A 16,716-nucleotide genomic window follows, 5' to 3' on the forward strand; every position below is an offset into this window, starting at 1 on the left:
TTCTCGGGAACACCCCCTTTTTACGATTTTTGATAAAATTTGCGATATTTGTCAAATTTTGGGTAAAAAAGAACACTTCGAGAACACTTTTCGTATTCCACCTATACCCTTTGCCAAAAAATTTGGATATATTTGGGGAACACCCAATCCCATCCCTCGGACCTTCGCTGATACTCCTAGCGAAGGTCCTTTTTTTCGCCCCCTTATTTCTATATTTGCGCGCATGGACATCAAGAAGAGCGCTACCGGAATCGCATTCCGCATTTTACGTCTTGTGGGAATCCTCGCCGTCATCTACGTGAGCATGGTTTTCTACCTCGCGCTTACCGAACGCCGGAACGCCTTCCCGAGAGCCATCACGCACAAGGAAGCGCGAGAGGCCATCGCAAACAGCGCTAAATCCATCACCTGCACCACCAAGGACGGAATTGCGCTCGAAGGCTGGACCATCGGCAATTCGGTCGCACCCTTACTGCTCTATTACCCCGACGCAAACGAGGATGCAGCGCAGTTCCTCGCCGAGGCCCAAGGTCAAAAAGGGTTCTCGCTCGCCGCATTCAACTACAGGGGCAGCGGTTCGAACAAAGGAACGCCCTCGCAGGAGGCATTCGAGGCCGACGCGAAGGACATCGCCGAATGCGCAGCACAAATCGGCGGTAAATCTCCAGAATTCCTTGCAGGACGTGGAACCGGAGCCATTCTAGCCGCCGAACAGTTCAACGGGAACGGGAACCTGCTCCTTATCGACCCCGCCATGAGCATTGCCGACGCTATCGGGGCAAAATACCGCTTTCTCTATCCGAAGTTTTTGGTGCGTGCCAATGTAAAAATGCCGACAGAGAAGCTAGAAAAGTTCGGGAAGCGCACCACAATCCTTCTGGACCGCAGTTTTAGCCGTGATGCAAATCACACGTTCAAAAGCCGTTTCGGCGGTCTAAACTCCTTGGAAAGAGGCGAAAAAAGCTTCGCAGAAATCCTCCTCTACTGGATTACTCAATCGTATTAAAACGCCTCCAGTCCCTTATTTTATAAGGGTTTTTATAGGAAACGTTATTTAATGAAACAACGTAATGTGCAAAATAGTTTTCATGCAAAAATACAAGAAAGTGAAATACCTCACATTCCGCTTTTTTGAACAACCGCTTGACAAAAGCCCCTTATTTTGTTTATCTTTTATATGGGGTGAAGAAATAATCAAATAAAATAAGAGGTGTATAATGGACTCTATCAACGTCAAAATGGACATCCGCGGATTCATCCGCTTCTCCAACGAAGCTGTCAAGGAACTCAAGCTCGACAAGAATCCGTATGCGGATCTTGAAATCGATGTCGTCGGCAAGCGCATCGCCGTGACCCCGAGCAAGACTCTCAAGCCCACATCCTTCCGCTTCATGCCGAACGGTGCCGGCTACCTTCTCTACTTCAAGGGTGCCATGAACGCCACCGGCTTCCAGATTGTCACCGGAAGCTACACCATGGTCAGAGAAGGCAACAAGTTTGTATTCACGGGCAAGGCCCCCGCCAAGAAGAAGGGCGCATGGGAAATCATCGCCTGCCGCAATTCCGTCGGCATCCCGATGCTCTCCATCGACTCCCGCGGCACCATCATTTTTGACAAGCGCACGAGCACTGCCGTCGAAACGGCCAAGAACGACACCATGATCGCCGAATACGACATGGCGAAGAAGACCTTCAAGCTCACCTTCAGCAAGAAGGGCTTCATCAATGTCCGCACTATTGCAAGCCATGCGAATGCCTCCTTCATGGGCACGCTCTCCTCTCACGGGATTGCGCTTCCGAAGAAGAGCTTCCGCACCGAATGCAAAATCGACGGCAAGGTCGTCACCTTCAGCGTTGCGGCTCTCGTCGCCGAACAGAAGGCCCTTGAAAAAGCGGCAAAGGCAAAAAAGTAAACAACTAGGCGGTAGCCATGATTGACGTTCTCAAGGCATTTTACAGCGTTCACTACAATTTCGGCATCCTCGCCATAATCATCCTGTTGATCGGCATCCTCTTCGCGACGAAGAAAATGTGGATCTTCCTTGCGATTACGGTAGTTATCGTGCTCATCATGAACGTTGCCTTCTACAAGATGACCGATGGGAAATCCTGGACCATCGAACCTGCAGTCGTCAAGACCGAGTTCGGCGAGACCAAGGGTTCTCCCATGACGTTCGATGTCAAAAAGAACTGGGTCAACGAAGAAGGTGTCATTGTGGATCGTGGCGACACCATCCACCACTGGTGCTGGGTCGACCAGATCTGGGAAAATTTCTCGGAGACCGATGTCATCGGAGCACTGTGGGGCGAAAACAAGAGCAAGAAGATGATCAAGGCGTCTGAATCGCACGGCGAAGGCGTCGGCGAATAAAAGCTCGCTCTAGAGATTCTCAAGAATTAGCCCGCCTTTTTCCATACGGAGGAAGGCGGGTTTCCATATCCACTCCCCGGGAGAGGCGACCACGCCGCCCTCGACATCCCAAACGCCCGCGATATGGTGGTGGCCGTGGACGCAGAAGTCGCAATTATTGCGCTTGAGGATGGACTTGCCCCAACCCAGGTATTCCTGGAGGTTGATTTTACGGGACTCGCCGATTTTCCGACTGTTGCGGCCCACAAAACGCGCGAGCGCCATTCCCCAGTCCGGGTGAATTTGTTTGAAAAGCCAGCGGTTCAGCGGGAAGTCGAGCACGCGCCGCATGATGCGGTAACCGAAATCGGATTTGGGAACGCCGTCGCCGTGATGGAAATAAACGCGCTTGCCCTGGATTTCAAGGACAAGGCTCCTGTGGACCTGAACACCCAGCGCCTTCGGGAAGAAATCCCCGTAGGCAAAGTCGTGGTTCCCGCGCAAGATATGCACCTCGCAGCCCGCCTGGACAAGTTCACGGAGCGTGAAGAAGAGTTCCATGTGGTTCTTGTTCACGTAGTCGCTGTACTCGTACCAGAATTCGAACAGGTCGCCCACGACAACCAGGTGCGATGCCTTGCCCTTGATGGAGGCGAGGAAGTCCACGAGCATCTTCTCGCGGTCGGGCAACGCTCCAGGAGGGATTACCCCCAGGTGGGCATCGGATATGAAGTAGGCACAGGATTCCATTGTAGAAGAATATAGTAATTAGTTGGCAGAGCGCAGAACTTAGTTGGCAGAGCGCTGAACTTAGTTGGCAGTAGGTGAACAAAAGAATTATATTTAGGGTAATGAATTTTTCCGTAGCAAAATCGCTGGTCTTTGCAGGTTGCGCCCTCCTTGCGGGGTGCTCGATGAGCCTCACGAAATACGACCTGCAGGAATACCCGAAGACTATCCCGTTCTTCGAGCCCATCACGATTGCATACGGCGGGGACACGCTCTACCTCGATACGAACCTGCAGCGCGCCTACACGCGGGTAATAGACACGCTTAGCTACCCGATGGAAAGCTGCCGCGGGGTAGCCCACATCAATGCAAGCGTCTCGCAGGACGAACAGCCAAGCGCCTGGAACGTGGGTCTCGCATTCGTGCCGTTCTGGCCGATTGCCCCCGTGAAAGAAACGTGGACCTACAGGATGGACGTGCGCATTTTTTGCAACGGCTCCCTCACCTTCAAGGCGGAACTCGAAGAAAGCGAACACGTGGACGCCTTCTGGTACGGCAAGTTCCGGGCCGACCTCGTGAACGATGCCTCGCAGGAGATGCACCGCAAGCTGCTGGAGCGCATCCGGTACGAAACGCAACTCGGAAGGAACACCGACCTCAATTCCGCGCAGGACTTTTAGCATGCACACTCTCTATATTGTCGCGACCCCCATCGGGAACATGGAAGACATCACCTACCGCGCCGTGCGGATCCTCAAGGAAGTCCCGCTCGTGCTCGCCGAGGACACGCGACACACGCGCATCCTGTTCGACAACTACGGGATAAGCACCCCGATGGAAGCCTACCACGACTTCAACAAGGAGAAGGTGACCCCGAAGTACGTGGAATTTCTGAAAAACGAGGGCGATATCGCGCTCGTGAGCGACGCGGGAACGCCGGGCGTCGCCGACCCCGCATTCAATCTGGTGCGGCAGTGCGTACGTGAAGGCATCGACGTGCGTGCGGTTCCAGGGCCCTGCGCGATGATTACCGCGCTTGTTTCGAGCGGCATGCCCACAGACCACTTCACGTTCCAGTACTTTTCGCCCAAGAAGAGCGCCCAGCGCATCCACCTGCTCGAAAAGCTGAAGGACGAAGAGGCGACGCAGATTTTTTACGCGAGCCCGCACAATATCGACAAGTTCGTCGAGGAAATCGGCCAGGTTTTCGGCGAAATCAAGATTGCGTTGATGCGCGAGCTCACCAAGAAGTTCGAAGAGCACCTCATCGGCACGCCGGCCGAGATTACGGCGCACTTCAAGGCGCACCCGCCCAAGGGCGAATTCGTGCTGATATTCAACCCGAAGGACAAGAGCGGACTGTAGGTTAGACGATAGATGGCAGATTTTTTGAACCAATTGAAATTGCGGGTTAGCTCGCTCCCGAAAATTTACTGGATTTATTTTGCAGCTCTTTTTGTAGCGGAACTTGTCGCGTTCGCGCTCCGGCCCAACGAACCGGGGCTTTACTCAAACCCCGTGCACTTCGCGCCTCTCGCCATCGCGCTCGGGTTCCTGTTCACGCGCGAGGCCCGCAAGAACTTCCGCCGCCACATATACACCTACGGCATATTGCAGTTTGCATTCCTCGCCCTCGATTACACCCTCGGGGACAATGCCGGCACAGGACATGCGGGCCTGTACCAGATAGCGACCCTCGCCCTCCCGCTGTTTATCTTCTGGCTCGTGCTTTTCGCCCGCTGGAACGTGGCCCGCATCCACGAGTTCGATTCCCGCAGGGCGCTCCTCCTAAGCGGCATCGCCTGGGGGCTTTTCGCATTCGCCTTCCCGCCTCTCCCGCTCGGGCCCGCCGCCCTCCTGCTTCTCGTGCCCTGGTTCATCGTGCTTGACCGCTACAACAGGAACACCGCAATATTCGCGACGTTCTGGTCGGGAATGATTTACAACACGGTGAACTACTACTGGATTTACAACGTGATGAACGTGGATTCCGCGCCCTCCGGCCTAATCTGCCTCGGCGTGTTCCTGCTCATCGCATTCTTCAGCGCGTACAGCGTGTTCGCCGCGTTCATCTACACACTCGCGAAAAATATCAAGTTCGGCGGCCGCGCCTGGCTGCTCGCACTATACCCCATATTCTACGCGGGTCTCGAGATGACGCGCACACGCGGGGATTTCGCCTTCCCGTGGAGCCACCTCGGGTACGTCTTCGGGAACACGCTCGAAGCACTGCAGGCGCTCTCCGTCATCGGCATCTTCGGGTACACGGCCCTCATCATCGCGTCGAACATGATGGTCGCGAAGGCCATCGAAAGCCCGTGGAAAATTCCCGCAGGCGACAACCGCATAAAATTCGTTCTCGCGAAACTCCCGCTGGCTGCACCCGCAGTGATACTTGCCGCCCTCCTAGTTCACGGGAACATGGTGCTCAGCAAGCCCGAGGCTCAGCCCTTCTACGGCGCAGAAGCCCCCGAAACGCCCCTGATGGCGATGATCCAGCCGAGCATCGAGCAGGGAGAAAAATGGAGCAAGGCTCGGTTCGATTCCATTACCGCAAAGACATTTGGCATGGTGAACGACAGCGTGCAGAAGGGAACAAACCTCATCATCCTCGCCGAGACCGCCGTCCCCGACCATATCCGCAGGCAGCCTACGACCATCAGGGAACTCCACAAGCTCGCGGAACGCCACAAGGCGAGCATCCTCACAGGGGCGCTCGACTTCCACCGTAACGAGCCGGACAATCCGCGCAAATACGACATCTACAACGCGTCATTCCTGTTCACTCCCGACAATTTCCATTCGTACCAACGCTACATCAAGAAGCACCTGGTGCCATTCAGCGAACGCATTCCCTTCGACGACATCTTCCCCATCCTCAACTACGTGGACCTGGGCGAAGGCGATTTCGTTCCCGGCAAAGAGACTCCCGTATACGAACCATACAAGTGGACGCCCTTCATCTGCTACGACGCCATCTTCGGCGACCTCGTGCGCGAGGCAATCAACGCGGGTTCACGCCTGATGGTGAACATTACGAATGACGGCTGGTTCGGCAGGAGCACCGCTCCCTACCAGCACCTGAACCTCGTGCGTTACCGCGCCATCGAGAACGGCATGCCCACCGCAAGGCTTGCGAACAGCGGCGTCACGGCATTCATCGACCAGTACGGGCATTTCGACAAGAACACCGAAATCTTTACCGACCGCGTAGTCTCGCGCAAGATGCAGCTCAAAACCCACGACACGCCCTACCAGCACTACGGCGACAGCGTAGAGACCGCCCTCCTGTGGTTCTTCGCCATCTATGTGCTGGCATGCTTCGGCCTTGCCCTCATCAACAGACGCTCCACGCCCGCTTGCAAAACAGCGTAAAATCTATGCACAAATGAGCAATTTTTTGCTATATTTGGTGCGATGGATTTTGGAACACGCGTAAATACCTGGTGGAGCCGCAAGTGGCTCGACACGCTCCTGGAATCGGCCGACGAGCAGGCCGTGAAGCAGGGGCTAAAGTTCGTGGAACGCGGGCAGGTAACGAGCATCGACATCATCGACAACCGCGTGATTTCCGTAGTGAAGGGCCCGAACGGCGGCATCCACAACAACTACATCGTGTTCCCCAAGTTCAAGGACGAGAAGGCCGACGTGTTCATGAACCTGCTGATGCAGCAGCCCGCCGAGATGCTCGCGCTCAAGAACGGGGCAATGAACCCGCCGCTCGAACTTCTGCTCGCCAAGAGCGGGCTCACGCTTTTCGACAGCATCGCCGACGTGAAGATGGGTTGCGACTGCCGCGACCCCGTGCCCTGCAAGTACATCGTGGCGACCTTCGTGAAGATTGCCGAGCAGGCCGATTCGAGCCCCAACCTGCTGTTCAAGCTGCATGGGCTCGACCTGGAAGCCTACCGCGAGCACCACACGCTGGAAGCGAACCTCGAGGCCCCGCAGGAACAGAAAATCGTGCGCGCCCTGGGCGGCAAGAGCAAGATTTTCGAACAGGCGGTAGACAACCGGCTCGACTTCGCCGAGGATTCCAGCGACAGCCTGTTTGCAAACTCGCAGGCTTCCGTAACCCGCACTCCCCGGCAGATACTGCCGCAATTCGATTTCGATTCCTGGAAGGACTACTCGCGCATACTGCCCGCGATGCTGCCCAACTACCCCAAGTTCTGCCCCGCCGGGAACTTCCGCAAGAGCTTTACCGACGAGCTGGAAGGCTGCCGCAAATTCTTCGCGAACTACGAGAACTTCGACCAGTTCCTGGAGCACTACCGCGTAAACAACTCCAAGACGTTTATCGCCGAGAACGAGGCCCTGCGCATCTACCACAAGAACGGCTGGCGCTGGCATTTCGACCACCTGAACGAAGGCGGGAACGTCATCGAGACAGGCCTCAGCGTGCCCCAGGTGATGGGAGCCGTGAGCTGGCTCGGGGGCCGCAACCTCTCCTGGCACCACTACACGGCATGCTACCTGTTCCTGCTACTGAAGGTGGCGTTCCACCTGGTACGCACGGGCGCCATCTACCCGCAGGTTTTCTGGACGCACAAGGATGTCGCGCAGGTACGCTGGCTCCCCGCCGAAATGCTGCCCGATATTCTCGGGATTGTCGCGGACCTCGAGGCGGCCGCCCCGCAAAAGTTCGCGTTTACCGCCCGCGAAGAGGAATTCGTGGAAATGGCGGAACCCGCGGAACAGGTGCTCTCGCTGTTTATTTCGCAGCTGCTGCGGTTCGCGCACACGTACAAGCCCGCGCTCAAGACAAACCACGGGAACCTGCTATCGTTCTTCTTCACGTGCGTCTCGGGCAGGCTCGCAGGCAACATGCTCTCCGTACCGGCGGGCATCCAGAAGTGGTTTTCCGTCTATTCGAGCCTAGACTTCCGCACGCAACTGCTATTCAAGTGCTACGAGAGTGGCGAGCAGGTTGCACTCGAAGTTTTCGTCATCGATACGGACAAACTCACACCCCTTTCTACTTTATTCGAAGAGAACGACGCGCGCCTGCTCTCGATTTTGAACATCCTGAACGGCATCGCGGATTCATTCAAGCCGATGGGCACCTACATCGAGAACCGTGCGGCCTCCCCCATCATGATGCAGGGTGCCGTACTGCTCCAGTTTTTACAGGATTGCCTCAAGAAACTCGAAATTTTCGGCATCAAGACCGAAATCCCGAAGAACCTGATGAACGTGGGCAAGCCCAAGCCCAAGATTCGCCTGCAGGGCAGCATGAGTTTTGGCGCGTTTACCGCGAACGACCTGCTCGATTTTGACTGGGAAGTGGCGATTGGCGACGAGAACGTATCGGCAGAAGAATTCCTGGAACTTGCCGAGAATGCGGACGGCCTGCTGAAATACAAGTCGCAGTATGTGGAGGTGAGCGCCGAAGACCTGCAACGCATCCGCGAACAGATAGAAGGCCGTGCGAAAGGCGATAAAGGCGCGAAAGACCCCGATGCGGGTGCGGAAGGCTCTGCGGGTAAGGACAGCGCGGGTTCCGCCGCAGGTGATGAAAATGCGGACAGCGAAGGCACAGACGACGAGCCGGTCATCACGCAGGCGAAACTCGTGCAGGCGTGCTTCACCGGCGAATGCGACGGCATCCCGGTCGACATGGCGGGAGAATTCAAGCAGCAGTTCGATTCCTGGCGCAGCGAAACCGAAGTCGCCCTCCCCGAGCACCTGAACGCGACCATGCGCCCCTACCAGGTGCGCGGCTACTCGTGGATGTACAAGAACCTCGAAATCGGTTTCGGCTGCATACTCGCCGATGACATGGGCCTCGGAAAGACCCTCCAGGTCATCGCGTTCCTCCTTAAGATGCACGAAGAAGGCAAGCTCGCCGAAAAGAAGGCGCTCGTGGTATTGCCCGCGGGCCTACTGTGCAACTGGCAGGTCGAAATCAAGAAATTCGCGCCCGACCTCACGTTCTTCGCCTACCACGGCGGGAGCCGCGACCTCGAGAAATTCCACGCCGACGTATTGCTCACCACCTACGCCACGTTCCGCAAGGACTTTGACGAACTGAACGAGCGCCCGTGGCAGGCCATCGTCATCGACGAGGCGCAGAACATCAAGAATGCGGACAGCGAGCAGAGTAGGCTGCTGCGCCGGATGCGCGCCCCCATGAAAATCGCGATGAGCGGCACCCCCGTCGAGAACCGCCTCATGGAATTCTGGACCATCATGGACTTCGCGAACCGCGGGTTCTTCCCAAGCGCCGCCGAATTCCGCGAAAAGTTCGAAACGCCCATCCAGAAAATGGGCAACGAGAAGGTGGCGGAAACGTTCCGGAAGATTACCGCGCCCTTCATGCTGCGCCGCCTCAAGACCGACAAGAGCATCATCAGCGACTTGCCCGACAAGATTATCCAGGACGAATACGCCGAACTCACCAAACCGCAGGCGGCACTGTACCAAAAGACGCTCGAGCACTTTATGCAGGAACTCGAGATGGAGCAGGCACTGAGCGAGAAGGCGAACGACGCGCACGCGCTATTCAAGCGCAAGGGAATCATATTGCAAATGATTCTCGCCTTGAAGCAGATTTGCAACCACCCCGCGACATTCCTGAAGGGAGCCGCAGCCGCATCGCAAGAGAAGGTCGCTGAGCCTGCCGAAGCGACACCAGCCCTTTCCTCCGGCAAAATGCAGATGCTCCTCGACCTGCTCACCTCCATCCAGGAACAGGGCGAAAAGACGCTCATCTTCACGCAGTTCGCCGAAATGGGATTCCTGCTCGAAAAGACCATCACGGAGGAACTCGGGCTCCGCACGCACTTCTACCACGGCGGATGCACGCAGACGCAGCGCACCTCCATGATCGAGGACTTCCAGAAGAACCCCGAATGCAAGGTGCTCATCCTCTCGCTCAAGGCAGGCGGAACGGGCCTCAACCTCACCGCCGCATCGCAGGTCATCCATTACGACTTGTGGTGGAACCCCGCCATCGAAGCGCAGGCCACCGACCGCGCCTTCCGTATCGGGCAGACGCGCAATGTGCAGGTCCACAGGTTTATCACCAAGGGAACGTTCGAAGAAAAAATCAACGCGCTTCTCGAGACAAAGAAATCCATCGCGAACATGACCGTGAGCGCGGGCGAAACCTGGCTCGCCGACATGGACGACAAGCAGCTCGGCGAAGTCTTCGGGCTCGACAACACCCTCGTATAGCAAGATTTCAGCACAGGCAAATAACGCAAAAGGCCGCCGGGGCGACCTTTTTTGGAAGATGTTATGACTTTTTGATATAGCGTTTTTTTGGAATGAGTTTGTTCTTTTCTTTATTTTCCTTTGCTTTTTTTAGCATTAAGTCAAATTCATCTGTTAAAGCATCCATCGTGTCATGTTCGCTATCACTTATCTTCTTACAAATTGTTTCAGTACTTTCTGATTGATTATGCAGGATTTCATCAAACTCATTTGTAATCTCGTCGTCCTTCGATTTAGGCTTTACTAATAAATCTCCATAATCAGGCCACAAACATGCAAAGGATATTATAAGCCAAAAGAAAATGAAAATTTTGAAATTTGACATCATATACTCAAATGAAAGAAGTACGACACCTCCAATAAAAAGAATTATAAATAGTATCAACGCATATATAATTTTTTTCATTTTATGCCGGCATTCTCAGAATTACAACAAATCACCTACAAAATGTACATATTGCTCTCGGCAGATCCGGTGACGAATCATCATACAGATTTTTAAGTAGCGCATTTTGTTTAAAGCAGGGAATTTCTAATTTCAAACATTTTGAAGAAAAATTTGTAAAAGGTGTTTTGGGAGACCAGGACGGGAAGACAGTTGAATCTAATAGATTATCCTTTGTCTGCCATTCTATAAACCAATTGTAATTACTTGTTCTTAAATTAGATTGTTTTGCCCTCGCCAAGCTCATTATCGTTTGTTTCGGGCAATTTCCAATACGCTTGCAAGAATCTGATAATATGGGGCCGCGCAATGGATCCTTTTTCATAATCAAAGTATCCCCAGCAATTTCTATCCAATAAGGACGGAACAATCTTTGGCTCGACGCATTCTCATCCATATCATAGCAATCGTGATCTAAAGACATTTTCAGAGAAAAAGATAAACCATTATAATAAGATTGGATATTTTCTATTCGGCAATATGAACCCGCGGCATCAACATTTCCTCTTTCTTCATGTTTTTCTCCACAGGCTGTAATGCTCAAAATCATTTGAACAAAAAAAATTGTAATGAATCTAAAAGCACCCTTATTCATACACATATTCTTCATTTACGGCTGATCCATTCCCTGCATTTTATTTTCATACAGAACCACACCTCTCCAATCATAGGAAATTTTCGGCGGCGTGGGCTTGCTTTCTATTCGGCCCAGTGGTTTCCGTTGTAGTTCTTGGCGGTGTCGGCGTCCATGCCGATTTGGCGCACGAGGTCTTCCATGCTGGCAAATTTCTGTTCAGGGCGCAGGTAGGCCATCAGGTCGAGCACCAGGTGCTGCCCGTAGATATCCTCGCTAAAGTCGAGAAGGTAGGCCTCGATAGCCATCTGGTGGGGCCCGGGCGCAGAGGGCTGCACGCCGATATTCACCACGGCGCGGCAAATGCGGCCATCCGCAAGCCTCGCGGACGCCACGTACACGCCGGATTTCGGCAGGAACTTGTACTGTTCCACCTGCAGGTTCGCGGTCGGGAACCCGATGGTATGCCCGAGGCGCTTGCCCACGACTACGGTTCCGGAGAGGCGGTAGGGGCGCCCGAGATATGTCTGCGCGCGGGAAACGTCGCCGTTCAAAAGCGCGTTGCGCACGGCGGAAGAACTCACGCGCTCGCCCTTGTGCAGCACTATGGAAAGCATCTGCGTGCTGAGTTCCGGGAACGCGGCGGTAATCGTCTCGTAGTTGCCCTTGCCGCCCGCGCCAAAGCAGTGGTCGTGCCCGAAGAACATGGAGCACACGCCGCGCTTCTCGATGAGTTCCTTACGGACAAATTCATCGAACGGGAGTCTAGCGACTTCGGGCGTAAACGGCAAAACCAGGAAGTCGAGCCCGAGACTCTCGATGAACTCGCGCTTTTCTTCGGTGGTGGTAAGGAGCAGCGGGTCGCCGGGGCCACGCAGCACGTAGTTGGAATGGGGTTCGAAGGTGATGACGGTCGGAATCCAGCCGTTCACTTCGGCGACGGCCTTCAGGGTACGGAAAAGCGCCTGGTGCCCCAGGTGGCACCCGTCAAAATTTCCCATCGTCACGGCTCTTTTCTGTTTCTCGTTCACCAACATTCGTTCCCTACCTTGTCATCCCCGCGAAGGCGGGGATCTTCCTTACTCATCTTCCCCTAGATATATCTTCGGACAGATTCGGCCCGGTTCGTAGCGGCACACGCTCAGCACGTTGCCGCTTGCATCGGCGGCGAACACGAGCCTTTCGCAGTCGTCGCCACGTCCCTGCTGCCTTTCGGCACCTTCCACGGGCTCGCGCCACGGAATCCAGTTGCCCTTGCGAATAACCGCCATCTGGTCTGCATCGAGCTTCACGACCGGGAAGTCGAGCACCTGCTCCACGGACTTGAGGTGTTCGCGCGTCAGGTCTTCCCCGCGCACGGCGGATTCCACGGAAACCTTCCCAATGCGGTGGCGACGAATCTGCGAGACGCACCCGCAGGTCCCGAGAGCGCGGGCAATGTCACGCCCAAGCGCACGCACGTAGGTACCCTTGCTGCACACGCACTCGATATCGAACGTCGCAAATTCCTTGCCGGAGCAGCCTTCGGTTATGCCGCCCTCGCCCACAACCTTGAGTGATTCAATGTGGATGCGGCGCGGCTTCATCTCGAAATCCTTCCCGCGTTCGGCCCAGTCGCTCGCGCGGCGGCCATCAATTTTCACCGCGCAATAGCGGGGCGGAACCTGGTCTATGTCGCCCGTGAACTGCGGGAGAACCGCATCGATGGCAGCACGGCTCACCGTCAACGCGGCACCCTGCTCGGCGACGTCCCCATCCCATTCGAGGGTGTCGGTCTCGTAGCCCAGATGCAGGCGGAACGTGTAGCACTTGTCCTTCGCCTCCACGTAAGGCAACAGGCGCGTTGCACGCCCGGTGGCAGCGATAATCAGGCCCGACGCCCGCAAGTCGAGCGTCCCGGCATGCCCCACGCGCTTAGTACAAAAGACCCTTTTCAACGGGAAAAGGGCCTTGAACGATGTTTCGCCGGCAGCTTTGTCCAGCAGGATGAATCCCGAAGGAGCCAACTAGAGTTCCCCTTTCTGCTTCAGCTCGGCGAGGATTTCCTCGATGTGCATCGCATGTTCCAGGTTCTCGTCCAGCACGAACTTCAGTTCGGGAATCTTGCGTATCTTGAGCGACTTGCCCAGCACGCCGCGGATAAAGCCCGCGGAATTGTTGAGGCCTATCAGGGAATCGGTCTTTTCCTTGTCGGTACCCATGACGGACACGAGAATCTTCGCATAGCTCAGGTCCTCGGTAATCGTCACGCGGGTAATGCTCGCAAGGCTGCTCACGCGAGGATCCTTCAAGCCTTTCTGCAAAAGCTTTCCGATTTCCTCGCGGAACTGTTCGCCCAGTCTGTCTGTTCTGCGGCTCATTAGGCGTCCTTTTCCTCAGCAGCCTTCTTGGCCTTCTCTTCGGCTTCTTCGCGGGCGACGTCTTCAAGCGTACGTGCAACCTTGACTTCCTTGAAGAAGATGAGGCTGTCGCCTTCCTTGATATCGTCGTAGCCCTTGAGGCCGATACCGCACTCGAAGCCACGAGCGACAGACTTGACGTCGTCCTTCATGCGCTTGAGCGACTGGACCACGGTCGTACCGAGTTCCACGCCGTTGCGGTACACGCGAACGTGAGAGGTGCGGTCCACTTCGCCGTCGGTAACCATACAGCCGGCGATAAGGCCGATCTTCGGAATCTTGAACACCTGGCGGATTTCGGCTTCGCCCGAAAGTTCCTCGCGCATAATCGGCTTGAGGAGGCCTTCCACGGCGTTCTTGATATCCTCGATGCAGTCGTAAATCACGCGGTAGTTGCGGATTTCGATGCCTTCCTTCTGCGCCATCTCGCGGATAGAGAGCGAGGGCATCAGGTGGAACGAGACGATAATGGCAGACGCGGTCGTTGCAAGCAGGATATCGGATTCCGTAATGGTACCCACACCCTTGCGGATGATGTTGACGCGCACTTCCCTGTTGGTAAGCTTTTCGAGGGATGCGGCAAGAGCTTCGGCAGAACCACCCACGTCGGCCTTGACGATGAGGTTGAGTTCGGAGAGCTTGCCTTCCTTCTTGTCGTTGAAGGAGTTCTCGAGAGAAACAGTCTTGCGGGCGCGCAGGTCGCGTTCGCGAGCGGCCATGCGGCGCTTGCTCGCGATCTCACGTGCCGTCTTTTCGTCGTCGACCACGATGAGGTCGTCACCGGCCTGCGGAGTACCGTCGAAGCCGAGCACCTGGCACGGGCTGGAAGGCGGCACGGCCTTGAGCTGCTCGCCACGTTCGTTGAACATGGCGCGCACGCGACCGGCGTAGATACCACACACGAACGGGTCACCCACATGGAGCGTACCGTTCTGCACGAGGATAGTAGCCATGGAGCCCTTGCCCACGTCGAGCTTGGATTCCACGACGGCGCCACGGGCGTGAGCGTCCGGGTTCGCCTTAAGTTCCTGAACTTCGGCTTCGAGCGCGAGCGTTTCCAGGAGCTGGTCCATGCCCTGGCCCGTACGGGCAGAGACTTCCACACAGCTCGTGGTACCGCCCCACTGTTCCACTTCCACGCCGCGTTCGGCGAGCTGGGCGCGGATCTTGTCGGGGTTCGCCGTCGGAAGGTCAATCTTCGTGATGGCGACAACCATCGGAACCTTCTCGCGCTTTGCAAGTTCAATACATTCAACCGTCTGGGGCATCACCATGGAGTCGGCAGCCACGACGAGCACGATCACGTCGGTCACCTGAGAACCACGGGCACGCATGGCGCTGAACGCCTCGTGACCCGGAGTATCGAGGAAGGTCACCTTGCCCTGTGCCGTCGTTACTTCGTATGCACCGATGTGCTGGGTAATGCCACCCGATTCGCCAGAAACCACGTGAGTCTTGCGGATCCAGTCGAGGAGAGAAGTCTTACCATGGTCCACGTGGCCCATCACGGTCACCACCGGATGGCGCGGCTTCAGGTTTTCCTGAGATTCCTCTTCCACGCCGAGAGCTTCCTCTTCGTATTCTTCCATGAGCTGGGCCTCGTAGCCAAACTCGTCGGCAAGAATCTGGATGGTCTCGAAATCGAGGCGGGCGTTGATGGTCACCATCATACCCATTTCCATGCACTTCGCAATCACGCGGGCAGGCATCTGGTCCATAAGGCCGGCGAGTTCGCCCACGGTAATGAAGTCGGAGGTCTTGAGAATCTTCTTCTCTTCGCCGGAACCGTTGTCGTTGTGTTCCTTGCGATAAACTTTCTTGACAGGCTTCTTGGAAAGGTCGGCCATCACGCGCGAGACGTTCTGGCGTACCATTTCCTGCTGCTGTTCTTTCTGCTGTTCCTGGCGGTCACGGCTGTTGCCACGGCGGTTCTTGTCGTTGCCGTGACGGCCATTCTGGCCCTTGCCCTGAGCATTGCCGCCCTTGCCGGCATTCTGCGCGCCCATCCCGGATGCGCTCGCGTTGAACGCCTCCTGCATGGAGCCGCTGGAAAACCCGCCGTTACGGCCGGTGTAGCCGCCGCGGGAGGAACTTGCATTCTGGCCGCCTTGGCGACCACGGTTGTCGTTGTTGCCGCGTGGGCCGAACGAACCGGTGTACCCCTGGGCATTGCCCTGCGGGCGTCCGCCAGGACGGCGGTTGCCACCCGGGCCGCGGCCACCCTGCTGTTGCTGCTGGCTCTTCGCGATACGCGCGAGGATTGCAGCATCGGGCTTGAAGACCTGGGCCTTCATCGGCGGCTGCTTGAGTTCGGTATTGGCCGTCATCATCGTAGGCGCGGCCGGTGCCGGAGTGGCAGGCTTCGGGGCGGGAGCCGCAACAGGCTTGGGATCCGTCTTGGGCGCCTCTGGCTTCGGCTCGGCCTCGGCGACAGGCGCTGCAACAGGCTTTTCGGGAGCAGCGGGTGCGGGAGCCACCGGAGCCGGCTTTTCGGGAGCCTTCTCTACGGGCTTTGCGACGACGGGTTCTGCTGCAGCAGGAGCCGCATCCGGCTTCGGAGCGGGAGCCGCGGGCTTTTCGACCGCAGGCTTTTCTGCAGCGGGTTTCGAAGGCTTCGGCACAGCGGGTTTCGCAACCTTCGCAGCCGAATCCTTCTTGACTGCAGCCTTCTTGAGGCTTACCTTCACGCCGTTTTTCGTCGTCGATGTCGTCGTCGGCTTCTTCTCGGCAGGGGCTGCGTCAGACTCCGAAGAAGACGCCTTCTTCAAGTTCTTCGCACGGGAGTCCTGCTTCTGCTTTTCGGCAGCGGCGGCCTCTTCAATCTTCTCGAAATCGGCGGCATCCACCTTGGACACATGGGTACGAACGGTGACTCCCGCATCACGCAGGAGCTTCATGACCACGTCTACCTTGAGTCCGTGCTTGTTCGCCCAATCGATCGGTTTAATTTGTTCTTCAATACTCATCAATTAGCCTGTTTATAAAACCCTTTTCCTGAGAT

General features: G+C 56.1%; 14 protein-coding genes. 7 read left to right on the top strand and 7 right to left on the bottom strand.

The genetic code is table 11. From position 1 onward, the window contains the following. Positions 1 to 223 precede the first annotated feature (223 nt). From B4A77_RS05605 to B4A77_RS05615, 3 genes are all read left to right on the top strand, one after another. Positions 224 to 1,006: an alpha/beta hydrolase gene (locus B4A77_RS05605; RefSeq protein WP_290734444.1), complete on the top strand. Its 783-nt coding sequence runs from the start codon at positions 224 to 226 to the stop codon at positions 1,004 to 1,006. Positions 1,007 to 1,217: 211 nt separating this feature from the next. Beyond that, positions 1,218 to 1,913, top strand: a complete 696-nt coding sequence (locus B4A77_RS05610; protein ID WP_173365191.1) for a hypothetical protein — start codon at positions 1,218 to 1,220, stop codon at positions 1,911 to 1,913. Positions 1,914 to 1,930: 17 nt separating this feature from the next. Then, a complete protein-coding gene (locus B4A77_RS05615; protein ID WP_173381929.1) occupies positions 1,931 to 2,371 on the top strand; it encodes a hypothetical protein in 441 nt (146 codons plus the stop codon). Positions 2,372 to 2,380: 9 nt separating this feature from the next. On the opposite strand, the gene B4A77_RS05620 is transcribed toward B4A77_RS05615, so the two are convergent. Continuing rightward, positions 2,381 to 3,100, bottom strand: coding sequence for a UDP-2,3-diacylglucosamine diphosphatase (locus B4A77_RS05620; RefSeq protein WP_290739071.1), 720 nt, complete (start codon positions 3,098 to 3,100; stop codon positions 2,381 to 2,383). Positions 3,101 to 3,201: 101 nt separating this feature from the next. On the opposite strand from B4A77_RS05620, the gene B4A77_RS05625 reads away from it, so the two are divergent. The 4 genes from B4A77_RS05625 to B4A77_RS05640 are packed head-to-tail and all read left to right on the top strand — an operon-like array spanning position 3,202 to position 10,258. Continuing rightward, positions 3,202 to 3,759, top strand: a complete 558-nt coding sequence (locus B4A77_RS05625; RefSeq protein WP_290739074.1) for a hypothetical protein — start codon at positions 3,202 to 3,204, stop codon at positions 3,757 to 3,759. Between the two features lies 1 nt (position 3,760). Continuing rightward, positions 3,761 to 4,444: a 16S rRNA (cytidine(1402)-2'-O)-methyltransferase gene (gene rsmI, locus B4A77_RS05630; protein WP_097036602.1), complete on the top strand. Its 684-nt coding sequence runs from the start codon at positions 3,761 to 3,763 to the stop codon at positions 4,442 to 4,444. A 33-nt stretch (positions 4,445 to 4,477) separates the two neighbouring features. Further along, positions 4,478 to 6,454, top strand: a complete 1,977-nt coding sequence (lnt, locus tag B4A77_RS05635; RefSeq protein WP_290739077.1) for an apolipoprotein N-acyltransferase — start codon at positions 4,478 to 4,480, stop codon at positions 6,452 to 6,454. Positions 6,455 to 6,496: 42 nt separating this feature from the next. After that, positions 6,497 to 10,258: an SNF2-related protein gene (locus tag B4A77_RS05640; protein ID WP_290739079.1), complete on the top strand. Its 3,762-nt coding sequence runs from the start codon at positions 6,497 to 6,499 to the stop codon at positions 10,256 to 10,258. Positions 10,259 to 10,319: 61 nt separating this feature from the next. Here B4A77_RS05640 and B4A77_RS05645 read toward each other — a convergent pair whose 3' ends face one another. The 6 genes from B4A77_RS05645 to infB form a co-directional block, all read right to left on the bottom strand. Continuing rightward, positions 10,320 to 10,625, bottom strand: a complete 306-nt coding sequence (locus B4A77_RS05645; RefSeq protein ID WP_290739082.1) for a hypothetical protein — start codon at positions 10,623 to 10,625, stop codon at positions 10,320 to 10,322. Positions 10,626 to 10,734: 109 nt separating this feature from the next. Beyond that, positions 10,735 to 11,337, bottom strand: coding sequence for a hypothetical protein (locus tag B4A77_RS05650; protein ID WP_290739085.1), 603 nt, complete (start codon positions 11,335 to 11,337; stop codon positions 10,735 to 10,737). A 104-nt stretch (positions 11,338 to 11,441) separates the two neighbouring features. Next, positions 11,442 to 12,353, bottom strand: a complete 912-nt coding sequence (gene ribF, locus B4A77_RS05655; protein WP_290739087.1) for a riboflavin biosynthesis protein RibF — start codon at positions 12,351 to 12,353, stop codon at positions 11,442 to 11,444. A gap of 42 nt (positions 12,354 to 12,395) precedes the next feature. Then, positions 12,396 to 13,322 carry a tRNA pseudouridine(55) synthase TruB gene (gene truB / locus B4A77_RS05660; protein WP_290739090.1) on the bottom strand — a complete coding sequence of 309 codons (927 nt, stop codon included), beginning with the start codon at positions 13,320 to 13,322 and terminating at the stop codon, positions 12,396 to 12,398. Continuing rightward, positions 13,323 to 13,676, bottom strand: a complete 354-nt coding sequence (gene rbfA, locus B4A77_RS05665; protein ID WP_072808365.1) for a 30S ribosome-binding factor RbfA — start codon at positions 13,674 to 13,676, stop codon at positions 13,323 to 13,325. Next, positions 13,676 to 16,681 carry a translation initiation factor IF-2 gene (infB, locus tag B4A77_RS05670; RefSeq protein ID WP_173381634.1) on the bottom strand — a complete coding sequence of 1,002 codons (3,006 nt, stop codon included), beginning with the start codon at positions 16,679 to 16,681 and terminating at the stop codon, positions 13,676 to 13,678. The genes rbfA and infB overlap by 1 nt, the downstream gene beginning before the upstream one ends. Between the last annotated feature and the right edge of the window lie 35 nt (positions 16,682 to 16,716).

The sequence above is a fragment of the Fibrobacter sp. UBA3718 genome (genome assembly GCF_002371935.1).
Classification (GTDB): Bacteria; Fibrobacterota; Fibrobacteria; order Fibrobacterales; family Fibrobacteraceae; genus Fibrobacter.